Source organism: Wolbachia endosymbiont (group A) of Pogonocherus hispidulus, from assembly GCF_964028195.1.
In the GTDB taxonomy this organism is placed as follows: Bacteria; Pseudomonadota; Alphaproteobacteria; order Rickettsiales; family Anaplasmataceae; genus Wolbachia.
Genome location: NZ_OZ034750.1, coordinates 1,228,765 through 1,245,807, shown reverse-complemented (window position 1 = coordinate 1,245,807; position 17,043 = coordinate 1,228,765). Strand labels below are relative to the sequence as shown.

The following is a 17,043-nucleotide window of genomic DNA, read 5'->3' as shown; positions in this document are numbered from 1 at the left end:
AGAGTCGTTCTGTGCCTCACCACCTTGTAGTTACTCTACCAGTATGTTATGCTATAGCGACTTTTACTAATACGCCAGGTCTATGGCACATTGGCAATGGATTTGACTGCGTATGTAAATCTGTTCCTCTATCAAATCTTCTTGGCTCTTGTTTTGCATAAAGTGGTTGTCCTAGTGTGTTTACCGTTTCATTAAAATCTGCTGGTGCAAAATATGTCGTAAATGTGCTTGCTGTTCCTAGTGGAAAACAGTGCCCTGTATCTTTCTCAATAAATCTTCTAACCGTTCCTTCAGGGTCAGTTGCTTGCCCTCTATATTCCTCAAATGTTATACCACAAAACGTAAATCCTGACCTCATATCATTTCGAAGCGCTGCTCCTTCTTGCCATCTCTCGTATGCTTCTTTCACTTTAGTATGTGAAGTTAGTGCATCAAAAAACTCAGGGCTTACCAAGGCATGAATTCCGGTCATATATTCACCACTTAGATTATCTTCTATATGCCGGAGTACTTCCATACACTTACGCTTTACATCAGTTGTTGCAGTTCCTAGTGCAAAATTTACTACTTTTGGTGTGATTTCAAATTCGTTGTACAGATTTAATAATTCTGACCCATCAGCATCTAAAATTATTCCTTTTAGCGCTCCCATTCGCAAATGCTCTAATGTTATTGCATGTTTGTTTCTCATTAGCTGCAAATGATCAGTTATTACATCTGCCAGCGCTTTAAGTTCACTCTCTGATCCAAATGCCCTTATTCCTTGTACTTCCTCTGGCAGCACTACATCATCATGCGGAATGTGCGGAATCGTAAATGTTCTTACCTTTCTTTTTCCTCTTTTTCCTACTGTTGCTGGTGCTCCTGGTATTTGTGTTGGTAATAAACTTAATACTCCGTTGTGTTCTTCTATGGTAATATGTCTAAATCTTACTGACCTACTTGGAAACAAATTTAAGTTTTCAACTCGTCCATAATTTATCGGCAATATATTCATCGCATTTGTTAGTGCCGTCATGCTAAATGCTGTATTTGTAAATGGATTTTGCATTCTTTTTCCCCCTTATTAATTTAAGTTACACTCCCTTGCGGACAATGATCCCTCGTCCTTCAAGTTGCTTTATTGCTTCAGCTTTCTGTTCTTCAGTGATATTTGCTGGCCACACAACTGCATGATCTGCTAGTATTGCACCACGAGTAATAATTACTGCTTTGGCATTTTCTGTCGCATTTACATCACTTACTATTGCACCTATTGCTGTTTGTGTGCCATCTGTTCCAGCAGGATTAAGTACTCTAATAAAACCATCTTCCGTCTTTTTGGCAACTACTGCACCAAGCTTAAGATTTTGACCTTTAGCTACTGTTATTTGATCTCTTGAATATAGACTTGATGCCTCATACTTTAATAAGTCACCTAGATTATTTTGTTCAGTTATACATGTCATATTTTCTTTTCTCCTTTTTTCCCTTTAGTTTACCGCCATGTTTGTAGTTGTTGTACCAGGCGGTTATAAAAAAACTTAAATACTTGATTGTGCTCTAGCTTTAGCTACTTGCATCATCAACTCCTCTCCTGAATTCTGTGGTATTGCACTCAGTATCTCTGTCTTTTTCGTTCTCTCTGCAAGTAACTCCATTAAAACCTCCCTTGCCTGCTCAACACTTACGCTTTGCTCAATAAATTCTCCTATTTTCTCTGGCATTCGTGATAAGTTACATAAACGTATTAATTCAAGAACTTCATTACGATACTTAGTTAAATTATCAGTTTCTAGGTCAGTTGTAGTTCGTTCATTCATAGTAATACTCCTGTTTTTATTAATAGATGAAAGAATTGTCATTCCGTCTGCAAGGCCTATTTCTACTGCTTTCTCGCCAAAATATAGACCTGCTTCTGTTGATCGAATCTTTTCAATTGAAAGACCTCTGTTCCTTGCTATTAGCTGCAAAAACATTTCATATAGTCGGTCTACTTCTTTTTGTAAGCTTTCCAGACTTTCAGACGTCATTGGCTCATGCGGATTTAAATCATTCTTTCGACTGCCAGCAAAGATTGTGGTGTATTTTATTCCCTGTTTTTCATCAAACCCACTTTGATCTATATGACTTGCTATTACCCCGCCAACAATGTTGCAAATTTTTCTTTTCTTCTCCACTATGTCCAGAAGAGTTTGGTAGCTCTTTTACACGAAATACCACATTTACGTCCTCAAGGTTAATTTCAATTCTCTTGACTAAAGTTCTGATAATATCACGTTTAGTTAGCCAGTCTGCATTATCAAGGTTTGATCTAATATTGGAAGAAAAGTCTTCTAAATTGGTTACAACCAAAGCTAATTCCTGTTTTAATTTCTTTTGATCGAATATCCTTTTCTTCTCCTCTTCAATTGTTTTTAAGCTTTGTTTCATTGCTTTAATTCGTGGTTCAAATTCTTCTTGATTAATATATTCTTGAGCATAACTATCAATAAGTCTAGCAATACCACGTTTTAATTTATTTTCTTGTTTCTCTAGTAAATCGCTTTTTTGATCCCATGATGATTTTTTAAGCTCTGAAAGTCTACGTCTGTATTCTTCTAAAACCCTATTTGGATTTTTCAATAAATGCTTAACCTCTTCCCACACGGCTGTTTCTAATGCATCTGTACGAATATGTTTATTATCACAAATTTTATTACCACCAAAACGGTAAGAATCTCTACCTATACAACGATAATAAGCATAATGATCAATTTTTTCTCCTCGCTTATTTCTTACAGGACTTCCGTAATATGCATAACGACAACGCTTACATACGATTAAACCTTGTAGTAAATGTTTTGCTCCTCTTTCTCTTGTCCTTGCTATTTTTCTATTTTCAGCTAATTGTTCTTGAACTATATCAAATACATCTTCGTCCACTATATTTGGCACTTTAACATAAATCCAATTTGCTTTTTCAACAGAATAGGTAGAGTAATTATCTTTCGGTTGTTCACAAGAATGTTTCTGTGGTCTGATATGTTGTAACTTTACACCTACTTTTGTTTTACCAAAAGCCGCTTGTCCTTTGTAAGCAGGATTTTTTAACATACCCCAAATCACACTTCTATCCCAGCACTTTTTTCCTGTTCGTGTTATAATAGACATAGTGTTTAGCCGACGACACACTTCCCCAATACTTGTCCTTTCTCTTCCTACCCACAAAAATACTTTCCTAACAACATTAGCTTCTTCTTCGTTTATTTCAAATAAAGCTTGTCCTCCTCCCATATATTTATCTATATAACGATAACCATAAGGAGCTCCTCCCATTACGCTTACACAACCTTTATTAGCTGCGTAAATCTTTCCGCGACGACTTCGTTCCATAATTTTCGCTCGTTCATATTCTGCTATCATACCTTGCATTTGTAGCAGTAACTGAGATTCTGGATTATCGTTAATCTCATAATTTAAGAAAACCGTTTCTGCTCCTGCTTTCTCAAATTCTTCAAGTAATACCATTTGATATGCATATTTCCTAGATAAGCGATCAGGTGAATGAATGTAAATCCTATCAATTTTACCTTCTGTTACTTTATCACGTAATTTTTCTAGATCAGGACGGACTAAATTAGATCCACTGTAGCCATTGTCAATAAATTTATACTCACTTAATAATTTGTACCCATCCGTATTAATTTGCTTCTCTAAAGCTGAAACTTGACTTGCTATTGTATTTTCTTGTGCTTGTTTCCCTGAAGAAACTCTTGCATATAAACTCACTGTTACCATTTGATCCTCCTTGAATCCCATTTTTATGTTTTAAATTTTTTTGGCTTACTTGCTTTGACACGGCTTTTTCATAAGCATCTAACAAATACTTTTCTGCCAACCGGTTAGTTTCATAGCTACAGCTAATCCGTATAGCTAATCTCTTATTCCCCATGAACTTTCCTTGAAATAATATGTTCATATCATTCATTGAAACTGATGGTTAATTGATTGTTGGCACTATAAATAAATGGCACTCTTGTTTTTGGACATAGAAGTTTTCGAGAAATGCTTTTTTCAAGTTTTAAATTTTTTGCAACATTGTTGGCGGGGTAATTACTCCTATACTCCCAACTCCTGAAGTGCGGGTGAGAAAAATCTTTTCAGCGCTAGAGGCTATAGCGTACGCAGCAGAGTATGCATCATCATTTGCTAATGCCACAATTCTCTTTTTTGCTCTTGATTCATAAATAAAATCAGCCAGGTCAAATATACCGTTTACCTCTCCTCCGGGGCTGTCTATTTCCAGTATAATTGTCTCTATGCTACTATCTGCTAATGCTTGTGTAATTTGTTCTTCTATTTGCTCATATGATGTCATTCCCAGAAAGACGTCAAAAGCTCCTGGTTTTTTGGTCAAAATTCCATGTATTTCTATTACTGCTGTTTTTTCTATATTCTGATTTACTGCATGTTTTATCTTTTTAAAGATAGGTTGTTTTCCGTTATATAGTGACAACAGGTCAAAGCTTTTTTGCTCTATCATCATCGGCCTACATAGCCAGTTGGTTTGTAAAATTTCCATAAAGTAAACGAGATTTATTTTGTTTGTGTCCTGACATCAGAATCAAAGAAAAGGTTGAGAGAATCAGCACGCTTTTGATCTTCTGCTATTTCTTGGTCAATTTCTTCTACATCGTAACCCATTTCTGATACTACTTCCGATCGACTCTTAAATCCATTTCTTACTGCCATTTGTTGTGCTTGCTGGTCTTTCAGTGGATCCACCCAATCAAATCCCTGTGGTATCCATTTTACTTCTTCTTTCGCTGCTTTTACTACTTTTTCATCTATACAGAGTTCTCCACAAAGTACTGCTAACTCTAGCCATCTACTCCATACTGGTCTGCAAAATTGGAATACCATAATGTTATGTTGCAGCATAGCGCATCGACGACGAAACTCTATTAATCCAGCTCTGATTGATGAATAATTAACACCTGTTAAATCTCCTGTTAGCTGCTCATATGTTATTCCTGTACCTATTGCTATTGCCCTCAGTTGCTGTCTCATGAATGCTTCATAACTTCCTCCAACATCTGACGGCTCTGAAAATTTTATGTCTTCTCCTGGGTCTAAAAGCTGCATTGTTCCAGGTTCTAGGCCAGATAATGCTACTCCTTGCTCACTTGCTTCACCTTCTCCCATGATATTTGCTTCTGGATCGAGTCTTGTAATAAATCCAGCAAACATTGCTGCAGTTTTCTTTCTCACCAGCTCTGCATCATCATATTGATCAAGCTCATAAAGCTTTAGCAGTATATTAGAAAGCCATGGCTCTCCCCTAATTTGCCCAGGTCTTAATGGTCTATAAATATGTAAAACATCATTTGCTGGTACTCTAACTGATTCGCCAAATGAGCCTTCTCCTTATATGTTAAAAACAAGTCTTTATAAACATTACAAAATGGTAATATAAGGACATATAGAGAAGAGGAACCGGCTTTCGCCTTGATTATAAGAATCGTCATCCAGCAAGGTTCTCTTCTCTGATTATTTATACTGAAAATTCCGAACAACTGATTGAGCTTTGAGGCTCGTATATAAGGGTGGAAAATGCAGTATTACATATTATTTTATGGAGGAATTATGAATTCATCAAATATTATTGCTGGCGTTGATGTTAGCAAAAATAAACTAGACATCCACATTCATCCACTTGGACATCATAAAGTATTTGAAAATAACGCTCAAGCCACTGATCAAATACTCGACTTTTTGCGTTTACATAATGTAACCAAGGTTGGACTTGAAGCAACTGGTGGGTACGAGAAATTATGTGCTTATACTTTACTAAGCCATAGTTTCAAAGTATATGTCATTCAACCAAGATGGGTTAGAGACTATGCAAAAAGTCTTGGTATTACTACTAAAACTGATAAAATAGACTGTAGCATCATCTCACGTTATGTTAGTAATGCAGATATGCGCGTTACTCCTTTAAAAGTTAGTAATAATAATATTGATTGCTTGAAGCAAAAGCTCTCTCGCAGAAATCAACTAGTAGAAATAGCAAAAATACAAAAAACCCAAGCTCATCAGGTAACTGATATATCCATAATCAAACAAATGGAAGAGCTACTCGTTGTTTTGCAAAATCAAATCCAAGCCTTAGAAGATGAGATGATGGAATTGGTTAATCAAAGTCAGGAGCTTAAAAGAAAATACATATCAATAACTAGTATACCAGGTGCAAGTAAAATCACAGCTATTACTATGATTTGTTATATGCCAGAGCTAGGAAGTATCCGACATAAAGAAATATCTAGCCTTGCCGGAACAGCACCCTTTAATCGAGACAGTGGTTTTAGTAAAGGAAAAAGGTGTATTCAGGGTGGTAGATCACAAGTTAGGAAAGTTTTACATATGTGCATTCTTAGCGCCAGGGAATGGAATTCTTATATAAAAATTTTCTTTGATAGATTGTATGATCAATATAAAAAGCCATATAAGGTTGCTTCTACTGCTGCAATGAGAAAATTTCTTATTCTTGCTAACTCTTTGGTAAGAGACGGTAGAACGTTTACTGATGAATATAGTCCTAAGACTGCTTCTATCTAGTAATAGTGTGGCTGTGAATAAGTATGCTCACACAAAATTCACAGCTACATCAATTTTTCTATTGACTTGTAACACAACTTCTTGGTTTTATAGTACTATGCTTTAAGTTCTTATGTTTTTCACTGTATAAGTAGCTCAAAACTACTTCTTGATTCTACCATCATTAGTCTATTTAATTATATTATTTGTTTTTCTATAATTAAATTTGTTTGTGTTGTATAGTCCTGTGAGAATCTGTGTCAAAAACCAAGTTAAAACTATCAGCACGCTTCTGATCTTCTGCAATTTCTTGATCAATCTCTTCAACATCGTAACCAAATTCTGAAACTACTTCTGATCGACTCTTAAATCCATTTCTTACTGCCATTTGCTGTGCTTGTTGATCTTTTAGCGGGTCCACCCAATCAAACCCCTGTGGTATCCATTTTACTTCTTTTAGCGTTTCATTATCTTTTGGAGCAGAAAGTTTTCCAGATAAGAGAGCTAGCTCTATCCATCTATTCCATACTGGTCTGCAAAACTGAAATACCATAATGTTATGCTGTAGCATCACGCATCTTCTCCTGAACTCTATTAATCCAGCTCTAATTGAAGAATAATTTACATTGGTTAAATCTCCTGTCAGTTGCTCATAGGTTATTCCCATACCGATTGCTATAGCTCTGAGTTGTTGTCTCATGAATGCCTCATAACTTCCACCGACATCTGATGGTTCTGAAAATTTTATGTCTTCTCCTGGATCAAGCAGTTGCATAGTTCCTGGCTCTAAACCTGAAAGTGCTACTCCATGCTCATTTGCTTCACTTTCTCCCATTATATTTGCCTCAGGGTCAAGCCTAGTAATAAACCCAGCAAACATTGCTGCAGTTTTCTTTCTGACAAGCTCTGCATCATCATATTGATCAAGTTCATATAACTTTAAAAGTACATTAGAAAGCCATGGTTCTCCTCTTATTTGCCCAGGTCTCTGTAATTTATAGATATGCAAAACTTCACTTGCAGGAACACGGACAGATTCACCAAACGAACCTTCGCCAGGGTGCTCTCTAAAAAGGTAATAAGCTTCTCTTTGTCCAAGTCTGTTAAATTCAATACCATTACGAATGATATTGCCATTTGCGAAAGTTTGATTGGTTTTATTATCCAAATGCTCAGATTCCAATACTTGAAGTTGAAGAGGAACAGAAAATCCATCTTCAAGTTTTCGATTACGTAGACGAATAAAACATTCACCTCCTTGTATCTTGAAAAAAGCATCTAATGTTTTAAGCTTAAGCGTTAGGTGGAGAAGGGAAGAACTCTGTTCTCCTCCTTAGATATAAAATCTGTACTGAAGATAAGAGTTCCCTTCTCAAAAGTAAAGGCTGGACGGTATCTTAGAAAAACCTAAATGGTTCTAATTCTGTATTCACAAGGTTAGCCTTACTTTTCATTTAAAATGGTAACATATGGGGTTATATATGATCAACAACTTTTTAGGTATAGATGTTTCAAAAGAACGCTTTGATGTTTCTCTCTCATTCATAAGCAAAAAAGGAAAACGTGAAAGTAGGAAAAGGAATTTTAAAAACGATGATACTGGGTTTCAAGGTCTGATGAACTTTCTACAAAAACATAACCTAGAAGAAGTAAAAGCCTGCATGGAAGCTACTGGTTGTTATAGTGAAGCTTTAGCTGAATTCCTCCACAACGCTGGACATTTTGTTAGTGTTGTAAATCCAGCTTGCATAAGGTTTTATGCAAAAAGTAAGCTTGCACGACAGAAGAATGACCAGACTGATGCAGAGATTATTGCAGATTATTGTCAAAGACAGGAACCTTCTCGTTGGACACCACCTTCTCATGAAAAGAAACAATTAAAACAGCTTTATCGCTGCTCAGTTGCATTAAAAGATGAATTGACATTAGTAAATAATCATTTAGAAAAGAAAGAGAGACTGCCTGAAGAAGTTGTAAATGTTTGGGAAAACTTAGCAATTAACATAGAACAATCAATAGAAACAATAAAAAATTCCATACGTGAACTATTAAAACAACACAAATATTTGTTGGAGGATTTTCAACTTCTATTAACTATTCCAGGAATAGGAGAGGAATCAGCAATAGCTATTTTAGCTGAAATTCCTGATATAAAAGCTTTTATAAATGCCAGACAATTGGCAGCATATGCAGGAACTATACCACAAAATATAACGTCAGGTACATCTGTACATGCCAAGCCCAGATTAAGTAAATCTGGTTCACGAACATTATGTAAGGCAATGTACTTTCCTGCTATAGTAGCTAAGAATCATAATCCTATTATTATGACTTTTTGCGAAAGGTTAAAAGAGAAAGGCAAGCATAACATGGCCATTGTGGGAGCTGCAATGCGTAAGTTACTCCATATTGTTTTTGGTGTTTTAAGGTCAAAAAAGGCTTTTGATCCAGATCATATCAAAAACTACAGAGCTAGGAGTTTGGCTGAAAGTTTAGTGCTTTAAAATCAAAAAATGCTCCAATCACATCTTATGTGAAATAGTATCTTACACAAATTTTGTAGTTGGTTAGTGAATATGTTGATAAGTAAATTAATTTTATACGTACAAAAAAGCGGAAATTTACTTATCAACATATTCACTAACTATAATCTGTGTAACGTTACACAAAATGTGAATTGGAAGTATTTTTTGATTTTATGATACAGCTTGAACAATTTTTGTAATTTTTTTGTTGACTTGCAAGACGGTATCTTCAATCATACTACGACATACCAGAGCTTGTAATCCATAAAAATCACTAACTCCATTACTATCTGCTTCATCTGTCCAATGTAGCCATAACTCCTGAACTTTTTTGCGAAACTCAGCGTCTTTTGCTTTTGATTGTGGCTTTATTCCTGTACCAACACAACTACTTACTATCGTATCGATAATATTTGCAGCATATGGATTTTTTCTCACCATATCTCGAGATCTACTGCGTAAGTGTTCCAGGCTATGAGAAAGTAAACTGTTTATGCTGCTCTTCTCAGGCTGCCAATACATCAATCTTCTTCCTGTTCCTGCTGCTTCCCATGCAAAACTCTTTGTTTTCGGTTTGTTGAATAGTTGTTTGAAGGTTTTTAGTAACATTTAGCCTCTCTTAAAACTGCTTCATAAGTAATGAAATTTTCTCACAATAAAATAGACTGTTGCTTCCTAGTGTAGCTGTGAATAAGTACGTCTACACAAACTTTAAGTACTTATTCACAGCTACATCAATTTTTTTATTGACTTTTAACACAACTGCTGGATGTTCTCTAAATAAGTAATATGCTTCTCTTTGCCCAAGTCTATTGAACTCAATCCCGTTTCTTATTACATTACCATTTCCTAAAGTTTGATTTGTTTTATTATCTAAATGTTCAGACTCAAGTACTTGCAGTTGTAATGGCACAGAAAATCTATCTTCCAGCTTTCTCGTTCTTAAACGTACAAAACATTCTCCTCCCTCTATCATACTTCTGCATACTAGAGCTTGTAATCCATAAAAATCACTTACTCCGCTACTGTCTGCTTCATCTGTCCATCTTAGCCATAATTCTTGCACCTTCTTTCGAAATTCTCCATCTCTTGCTTTTGATTGCGGCTTTATTCCTGTTCCAATAGAGTTACTTACTATTGTATCAATAATATTTGCTGCATATGGATTTTTTCTCACCATATCACGTGATCTACTACGTAAAGTTTCAAGGTTTTGAGACAGCAAATTGTTTATACTTCCTAACTCTGGTTGAAAGTGAAAAAATCTTCTTCCTGACCCTGCTGCATCCCATGCTGAACTTTTGATTTTTGGCTTGCTAAATAGTTGTTTGAAATTTTTCAGCATCATACTAACCAAAATTCTCTTAATTCTTTTAATGTGCCGTTAAATTTATTTCTGTCACATTTTCCGATTCCACTTACTTCATGTGGCTCTGGACCATTTTTACCGTCGGTGTATTGCCATAAAATCCACTTATTCCAGCCTTGCGGTAAAACAGGTTGATCTCCATATCTTGCTATCCATAATGGACATTTAGTCAAAATTGGTGTGGCAAAATCTTTCAAAAAATTAGCACTTCCATACACTAAAGGTGAACGCCCTGTTTCTTCTTGAACTTTTTTAACAAAATCTTCTGCTTGTCTTGGTTCTATATTTTTTCCACTTTCGTTCTCTTCAATATCAAGCACAACAATTGTATTTTTAGTTTCACCCACTATATTCAAAAAGTGATTTGCCTGATCTCTTCCATCTTCTCCTACACCAAAATGATATGAACCCCATAAAAGTCCTTCCTCTTCAGCGGCTTTCCTTCTTTCTGTATAAGTTGGATCTATGTATTTTAGCCCCTGGGTTGCTTTATGAATAACTCCCAATATTCCATCTTCTCTTGCTAATTTAAAATTTATGTTTTCATTCCAGTGCGATAAATCTATTACTGCATTTATAATCATATCTGAGCTCACTTTAATCCTCTTGCTTTCTACCATCTCATATCACTCCTTTATTTGTTGCAAAAACAATTTTCCTCTTTGGCTTCATGCCTGCAACTTTTAACCCCGCTTTTATTCGTTGCCTGAGCTCCAATAAATCCTTTATTTGAACTTCCCCGTACCGCACAACATGGTCACCATAAGCAATTGATACTACTCTTTCGCCACTCTGAAGCTTCTTTATTGCTTGTTCAACTTGAATTAGATAATCTTCGCTATACATTTACTACTCGCTGATCCATTTGCTTTTCACTATTTTCTTTGATTTTTTACTTTCTGGTTTTTCACTTAAACTATTCCATTTACTCTCTGGCCAACGATCAATTCCAAGTGCAATAGATGCTGCTCTTGCGTAAATCCGGCAATCTAGTACTTCATTTCTTTCTCTTACCTTTTGCCACTCTTGTTTGGTATATCCTTTTACTACTTTGCTGACTAATTGCTCTGCCGTTAGCTGCTTAAAATATTCAGGTGCATACTCAGGAAAATGACAATATCCTGCTGGCACTTTCTCTTCTTCTTTTAAAATATTAAGTAGCTGAAAAAGCTCTGACTTTAATATCGATACTCCTACTGGCCAGAGCTTTATTCCTCTTTTTAGCTTTTGACCACCAACTGTTATATCAACTCTACTTGGGCTGCTAAGTGGCACTAGGGCTTTATTTACACCTTTAACTGCCATTACTCTTCCAGATCCTTGATGACCTCTTACCCAGTTGTATACTTCTTGCGTTGCATATCCAGCATCTACTGCCATCATACTTATCATATATTCAAGCCCATTTTCACCGATAAAATGATGATTGAGGAGCTCCGAAAGCTTTCCCCATACTTCTCCACCTCCTGTATCTCCTTCAAATACTCGGTAGTCTATTGACCAACTTTCACGACTTTTTCCCCATGCTACAACTTCCACCTCTAGACGATCTTTTTGGACATCTACTCCTGCAGTAAGCACCACTTCTCTCCTTGGTACTGTGCCAATCTGAAAAAATTCTCTCCTGTTAAATAATTGCTTCCAGTCTGGTACTTCTCCTTTGTCTACCCAGGTTTCTCCAAGCGTAGTATTTATCCATACTTTTAGTAATTGTTCACTTTCTTTTGCATGAAGAAAATCTTCTACTGCTTGAGTCCAGCTATACCAGCCAACTGGACTATAAAGACTTGAAAGATGAAATCCTTTTTTCTCACCTTTTACTCTATTAGTAGGCCTCCATTCTCCACGTTCAAGCATCTCTGTCTTTTGATGATTTTCTATTTTGCCGCTACATTCAGTGCAGACATAATGTGCTGTTCTTGAGTCGTTGTTTTCCCATTTTATTTGTGACCATTTTAGAACTTGATAGTAATTACAATACGGACATGGTACAAAAAAGTACTGCTTATCTGTTGCTTCAAATTCCTTCTCAATTCTGCTTATTCCATGAATCGTTGGTGTTGATACTAAAAAAATCTTTCGCCGTGCAAATGTATTGGTACGAGCTATGCTGAGTAAAACTGGATCTCCTTCTCCTCCTGAATCTCCTGGATATGCATCTATCTCATCAAGAAAGAGATATTTTACTGGCATAGAACGAAGTCCTACACTGCTATTTGCTCCGGTTATTACTACTATTCCACCTGGAAACTCCTTACTTTGCACAGTATTTCCTGAGTCTCTTGACCTTGGGTCTTTTACTTTACTTTTTAAACATGGTGTACTTTCAATCAGTGGCGCAAATCTTCCTTTTGACCAACGCTTTCCCATTTCAACTGTTGGCTGTACTACCAGCATTGGACCTGGTGTCTGATCTATGATGTAGCCAATCCAATTGTTACCAGCTTCTGTTCCCCCAATCTGCGCTCCTTTCATGAATACTACTTTTTCTGCAGGTGAAGATGGTGATAGTGAATCCATTATTTCTTTTAAATAAGGAGTTCTTTCTGTTCTCCATTTACCTGGCTCTGATGCTGCAGTTGATGCTAGAACTCGATACTCATTCGCCCACTCTGATACTTTAAGCTCTGGATCTGGTTTTAAACCTTCAGAAAAAGATGTAGCATATATCATATCGCTAGCTCTTCACCATCATTAGATGATACCTCAACATCACTTAAAATAGAACTGCACTCACTTGTTTTCTCACTTTCAAGTTCAATAAACATTTTCTTTTCAAGTGCTTCTTCTATGTACTTCTGAGTTAAATTACTCATTGTTATTGCAGCTATGAACGCAACTATTCCCACCATTACCGCAGCTATAATGTTAGGGTAAATTCCCACTATCACTATTGCACATACTGTTATAGAAACACAGACGATATTGATATATTTCTTTATTTTTTTGTCTGCTATTTTCCTTTCTTCAAAATATTTATTGCTCAATAAATGAAATGTTGGAAAGTTCTTCTGTCTTCCAAATAGCACTATTTCCTTCTCTTTGCTCAGTAATTTTATTAATTTTGCGTTGTTCGTTATTATTGCATACTGAAAAACATCCGTGGCATCTGCTCCTCTCTTTAGCAACAACTTTACTACGTTAAAGTGACCATGCTTTGCAGCAACATAAATTCCCGTTTTTCCACTCTCATCTACAGCATCTATTTCAACTCCTTCACCAAGAATACCGTCTATTAGGTCTTCATATCCTTTTCTGGCAGCTAAATGAAGCAAACTGTTTTTATCAGCTCCGTATCTATTACTTGCTAAAATCTTTACTATATCTAATCTATTTGCTTCTTTTGCATAACAAAATGGTGTCTTGCCATTATCATCCTTAATTAAAGGGTCTATATCTTCTCGCGTTAGTAAAACTTCTATTGTTTTCAGCCTTTCAGCATAATGTAGTGGCGTTTTATTTTCATAATCTTGTAAGTTAACCCCAGCATTAGGAACATTTATTAAGCATCTTACAATATCTAAACATAAGTCCCTTTCGTCGTAATTACTACTACTTATAGCTACGTGCAAAGAAGATAATTTCATTGCATTTCTGCCGCTACCAGCTATATTGACATTCGCACCAAGATTTGAAAGTAATTTTACTACTTCTAGCTTCTTGTTGTTTACTGCATAATGAATTGCTGCATGATTTCTCACGTCAAGAACATCCTTATCCGCGTTTCCTTCTCTAATTAAAATTTCTACTATTTCTTCATGTCCAGCTCCTGCCGCTAAGTGTAATGGTGTATGTAGTAAAGCATTCTGCTCATTAACATTAACTCCTTTGTTAAGTAAAAATCTTACAGCATTTGCTTCATTCAACATCGCAGCTAAGTGAAGCAAGCTATCTCCCTCTGATCCATATTTATGATTGATTAGTGCTTGTAATATTTCTTCTCTTGCACAAGAAAGCGCACTTTTACCATCATCATCAGCGATCAGTGGATTAATATTTTTCCTGTTCAGTAAGAGTGCAACCATACTAAGCTCGTTAATTTCTACTGCATAATGCAGTGGTGTCTTTCCGTTTGATCCTCTGACATTAACATCTAATCCAGGTTGATTAATGAGGCACTTTATTAATTCTAAACTTAACTTAGCAGACATTATTCAAATTTAGCGTTAGATAATTCTTGTAATGAGTTTGTAATCTCTTCGGTTAGCGCCATATGAATCTTTTCAGTGTCACTCAGTGATGCAAGCAGCGCTGAAACTCTATTTGGAATATTAAGCAGATTATTACGGACAACTCTTGCTACATTAAATGCATCGCGCTTTACTTCCTCTACTGCTACAAGTTCACCAATCTCAGCCTTAGCTTTCGCCTCAAGCAGTTTACCACGTTCCATCTCATTTTTTATTCGCGTTTTTAGCAACATTGTAGAAAGGTTATTTGTATTTTCGTTTTCTGGATTTTTCCTCCTAAGTGGCTGACTTGGATCTCTTATTGCTGCCACCGCTTCATTTGCTTGTTCTCTATTGATCAAACCATCCTCCAACTCAACTATTCCTTTTTTTACTAAATAACAGACATATTGCTTTGATACTCCTATCTCTCTTGCCCATTCCGTCTGCGTGATTTTCCCTTCTTCCAACTTTCTTTCCCCTCTTTTTTTCCTTATTTCGCCCCTTACTGTCTTGATTCTTGAATTTGTGCAAAAGTCTTTCCAGTATCAGCAAGAATAGCATCTCTCCCCGTATACACCTGCCAACGTTTTATCGTTACATCTACAAACCTGGGATCTAGCTCTATTGTTCTGCAGATTCTTCCTGTCCTCTCACAGGCAATTAGTGTACTTCCAGAGCCGCTAAATGGATCAAGTACTATGTCTCCTGATCTGCTGCTGTTTACTATTGCTCTCTCCATTAGCTCTACTGGCTTCATTGTTGGGTGCAGTGAGTTATGTATTGGCTTATCATAAAACCACAGATCACTTTGATTTCTACCGCCATGCCACTCACGTTTATTGCCGCTTTTCCATCCATAAAGCATTGCTTCGTATTGTCTTTGATAATCTGATCTTCCTAGCGTAAAGTGATTCTTCGCCCAAATGATAAAAGTTGACCATTTTCCTCCCGCTTCCTCAAATGCTTTTTGCAACGTTGAAAACTCTGATGATGATGCACAGATGTAAATTGCACCTTTAGTATATGCTAAAATATGAGTACAAATATCATAGAGAAAAAGCTCATACTTTTCACCTTGATTATCGTTTAGTATCTTTTTATCCTCTCTTTCTTGACTGCTACCATAATCAACATTATATGGAGGATCACAAACAGTAATGTCTGCCATTTTATCATCTAACAGCGCTTTATATGATTCAACTACAGAGCTATCACCACAATAGATTCGATGATCACCTAAAATCCATAGATCACCTGGTTTTGTTATTTCTACCTTTTTGTCATCACCAACCAAGTCAGAAAAATCTTCTTTTTCACTATCTAAATCATCAAGGAAATGTTGAACTTTTTCTAATTCAAATCCAGTCATTTTAAGATCAAACTGTAAATCTTCTAACTCTTGAATTTCTACTTTCAAAAGCTCATCATCCCACTTTGCCCAATTAGCTGATTGATTTGCCAGTAATCGAAAAGCTTTGGTTTGTGGTTCATTTAAATTATCACTTAAGACCACTGGAATACTCTCCATACCAAGTTTTCTTGCTGCTTTAAGTCTTAAATGACCATCAACCACAGTACCATCACTTTTTGCAACTATTGGAATACGAAAGCCGAATTCCCTGATTGAAGCACACATTCTGTTGACCACATCGTCATTTTTACGTGGATTACGATCATATTCAACTAGGTTTCGAGTAGGATAGTAGTGGATTGCTAAATTCATATCTTAATAATTAAAAAGTTAATATTCAAAATATCTCTGACGCTAAAGAAGGCCTGGGGTCTGACCCACCAAACCAGCCAGTATGGCCGAAAGGACCCACTTTTTATGGATTTTTCGTCTTATTAATATCTTTACTAAAATTCATAACATAGAACATTAATGCCAAAGCATCCCCCTCATTATCATCTCTAGGTAAAAATCCTTTTCTCTTTACAGCTTCAATAACTTCACTCTTACTTGCATTACCTTTGCCTGCTATAAAGCGTTTGATAGTTTTAACATTAACACCTTGGTAGGGAATATTGTTCTCTTCACACCAAGCAGATAGAACGGCAAGAAAACCACCGTAGCAATGCGCTGCATCAGTTCCTAGATGTCTTCTCACTTCTTCAAAATAAACCGCAGTGAACTTATGCTCCAAAGAATTAAGCCAATTACGAAAGTTTAAGAAACACATTCCACCTCCGCTAAAACGGCTACCATGAAAACTTTTGCTCCCACTTTCAATTATTCCATCTGTTAGAATTGCCCAGCCCGTTTGTTTGCCTAGATCTAGTGTTAGGATTGACATTTATTTGAAACTTTTGTGTTGAAGCGCATGGAGGTAAACTAACCTCGTTGAAACAATACCCTTCTATTATATATATACCGGATTTCTTACTACTTTTTCCGGGATTTTCTAAAAAAAAGTTAAAA

12 protein-coding genes and 6 pseudogenes are annotated in these 17,043 nt (G+C 36.1%); 2 read left to right on the top strand and 16 right to left on the bottom strand.

Translation table 11 applies throughout. The features are described 5' to 3' along the window. Window positions 1–46 precede the first annotated feature (46 nt). The 6 genes and pseudogenes from ABWU58_RS06080 to ABWU58_RS06055 all read right to left on the bottom strand — a co-directional run. On the bottom strand, window positions 47–1,051 hold the full coding sequence (locus ABWU58_RS06080; protein WP_353282900.1) for a major capsid protein: 1,005 nt from the start codon (window positions 1,049–1,051) through the stop codon (window positions 47–49). A gap of 25 nt (window positions 1,052–1,076) precedes the next feature. After that, complete coding sequence (locus tag ABWU58_RS06075; RefSeq protein ID WP_353282899.1) at window positions 1,077–1,448, bottom strand: head decoration protein; 372 nt, start codon at window positions 1,446–1,448, stop codon at window positions 1,077–1,079. Window positions 1,449–1,523: 75 nt separating this feature from the next. Next, window positions 1,524–2,123 (bottom strand): annotated as a pseudogene (locus tag ABWU58_RS06070) (S49 family peptidase); the annotation flags it as partial. Beyond that, on the bottom strand, window positions 2,086–3,759 hold the full coding sequence (locus tag ABWU58_RS06065) for a recombinase family protein (RefSeq protein ID WP_353282898.1): 1,674 nt from the start codon (window positions 3,757–3,759) through the stop codon (window positions 2,086–2,088). The pseudogene ABWU58_RS06070 and the gene ABWU58_RS06065, both read right to left, overlap by 38 nt. Window positions 3,760–4,072: 313 nt before the next feature. After that, window positions 4,073–4,543 (bottom strand): annotated as a pseudogene (locus tag ABWU58_RS06060) (S49 family peptidase); the annotation flags it as partial. A 14-nt stretch (window positions 4,544–4,557) separates the two neighbouring features. Then, window positions 4,558–5,388: pseudogene (locus ABWU58_RS06055) on the bottom strand (phage portal protein); the annotation flags it as partial. 219 nt (window positions 5,389–5,607) lie between these two features. Between ABWU58_RS06055 and ABWU58_RS06050 the strand changes: the two are divergent. Continuing rightward, on the top strand, window positions 5,608–6,579 hold the full coding sequence (locus ABWU58_RS06050; RefSeq protein WP_353282897.1) for an IS110 family transposase: 972 nt from the start codon (window positions 5,608–5,610) through the stop codon (window positions 6,577–6,579). Between the two features lie 199 nt (window positions 6,580–6,778). On the opposite strand, the pseudogene ABWU58_RS06045 reads toward ABWU58_RS06050, so the two are convergent. Continuing rightward, window positions 6,779–7,822, bottom strand: a pseudogene (locus ABWU58_RS06045) (phage portal protein); the annotation flags it as partial. A gap of 217 nt (window positions 7,823–8,039) precedes the next feature. Between ABWU58_RS06045 and ABWU58_RS06040 the strand changes: the two are divergent. Then, window positions 8,040–9,062 (top strand): IS110 family transposase, encoded by a 1,023-nt coding sequence (locus ABWU58_RS06040; protein WP_353282736.1) that lies wholly within the window; start codon window positions 8,040–8,042, stop codon window positions 9,060–9,062. Window positions 9,063–9,311: 249 nt separating this feature from the next. Here the strand turns inward: ABWU58_RS06040 and ABWU58_RS06035 are convergent. The 9 genes and pseudogenes from ABWU58_RS06035 to ABWU58_RS05995 all read right to left on the bottom strand — a co-directional run. Then, window positions 9,312–9,692, bottom strand: a pseudogene (locus ABWU58_RS06035) (phage portal protein); the annotation flags it as partial. Between the two features lie 157 nt (window positions 9,693–9,849). Further along, window positions 9,850–10,431 (bottom strand): annotated as a pseudogene (locus ABWU58_RS06030) (phage portal protein); the annotation flags it as partial. Beyond that, window positions 10,428–11,072 (bottom strand): glycoside hydrolase family 25 protein, encoded by a 645-nt coding sequence (locus ABWU58_RS06025; RefSeq protein ID WP_019078866.1) that lies wholly within the window; start codon window positions 11,070–11,072, stop codon window positions 10,428–10,430. The gene ABWU58_RS06025 and the pseudogene ABWU58_RS06030, both read right to left, overlap by 4 nt. A gap of 1 nt (window position 11,073) precedes the next feature. Next, window positions 11,074–11,298 carry a gpW family head-tail joining protein gene (locus ABWU58_RS06020; protein ID WP_353282896.1) on the bottom strand — a complete coding sequence of 75 codons (225 nt, stop codon included), beginning with the start codon at window positions 11,296–11,298 and terminating at the stop codon, window positions 11,074–11,076. Window positions 11,299–11,301: 3 nt separating this feature from the next. Beyond that, the gene (locus ABWU58_RS06015; RefSeq protein WP_353282895.1) at window positions 11,302–13,125 is read right to left on the bottom strand and encodes a phage terminase large subunit family protein; all 1,824 of its coding nucleotides are present in this window, start codon (window positions 13,123–13,125) and stop codon (window positions 11,302–11,304) included. Further along, window positions 13,122–14,603, bottom strand: a complete 1,482-nt coding sequence (locus tag ABWU58_RS06010) for an ankyrin repeat domain-containing protein (protein ID WP_264336607.1) — start codon at window positions 14,601–14,603, stop codon at window positions 13,122–13,124. The genes ABWU58_RS06015 and ABWU58_RS06010 overlap by 4 nt, the downstream gene beginning before the upstream one ends. After that, the gene (locus ABWU58_RS06005; RefSeq protein ID WP_353282894.1) at window positions 14,603–15,091 is read right to left on the bottom strand and encodes a hypothetical protein; all 489 of its coding nucleotides are present in this window, start codon (window positions 15,089–15,091) and stop codon (window positions 14,603–14,605) included. The genes ABWU58_RS06010 and ABWU58_RS06005 overlap by 1 nt, the downstream gene beginning before the upstream one ends. A 35-nt stretch (window positions 15,092–15,126) precedes the next feature. Further along, window positions 15,127–16,347 carry a DNA modification methylase gene (locus ABWU58_RS06000; RefSeq protein WP_353282893.1) on the bottom strand — a complete coding sequence of 407 codons (1,221 nt, stop codon included), beginning with the start codon at window positions 16,345–16,347 and terminating at the stop codon, window positions 15,127–15,129. A 103-nt stretch (window positions 16,348–16,450) separates the two neighbouring features. Continuing rightward, window positions 16,451–16,918: a crossover junction endodeoxyribonuclease RuvC gene (locus ABWU58_RS05995; RefSeq protein ID WP_353282892.1), complete on the bottom strand. Its 468-nt coding sequence runs from the start codon at window positions 16,916–16,918 to the stop codon at window positions 16,451–16,453. Window positions 16,919–17,043: the final 125 nt, after the last annotated feature.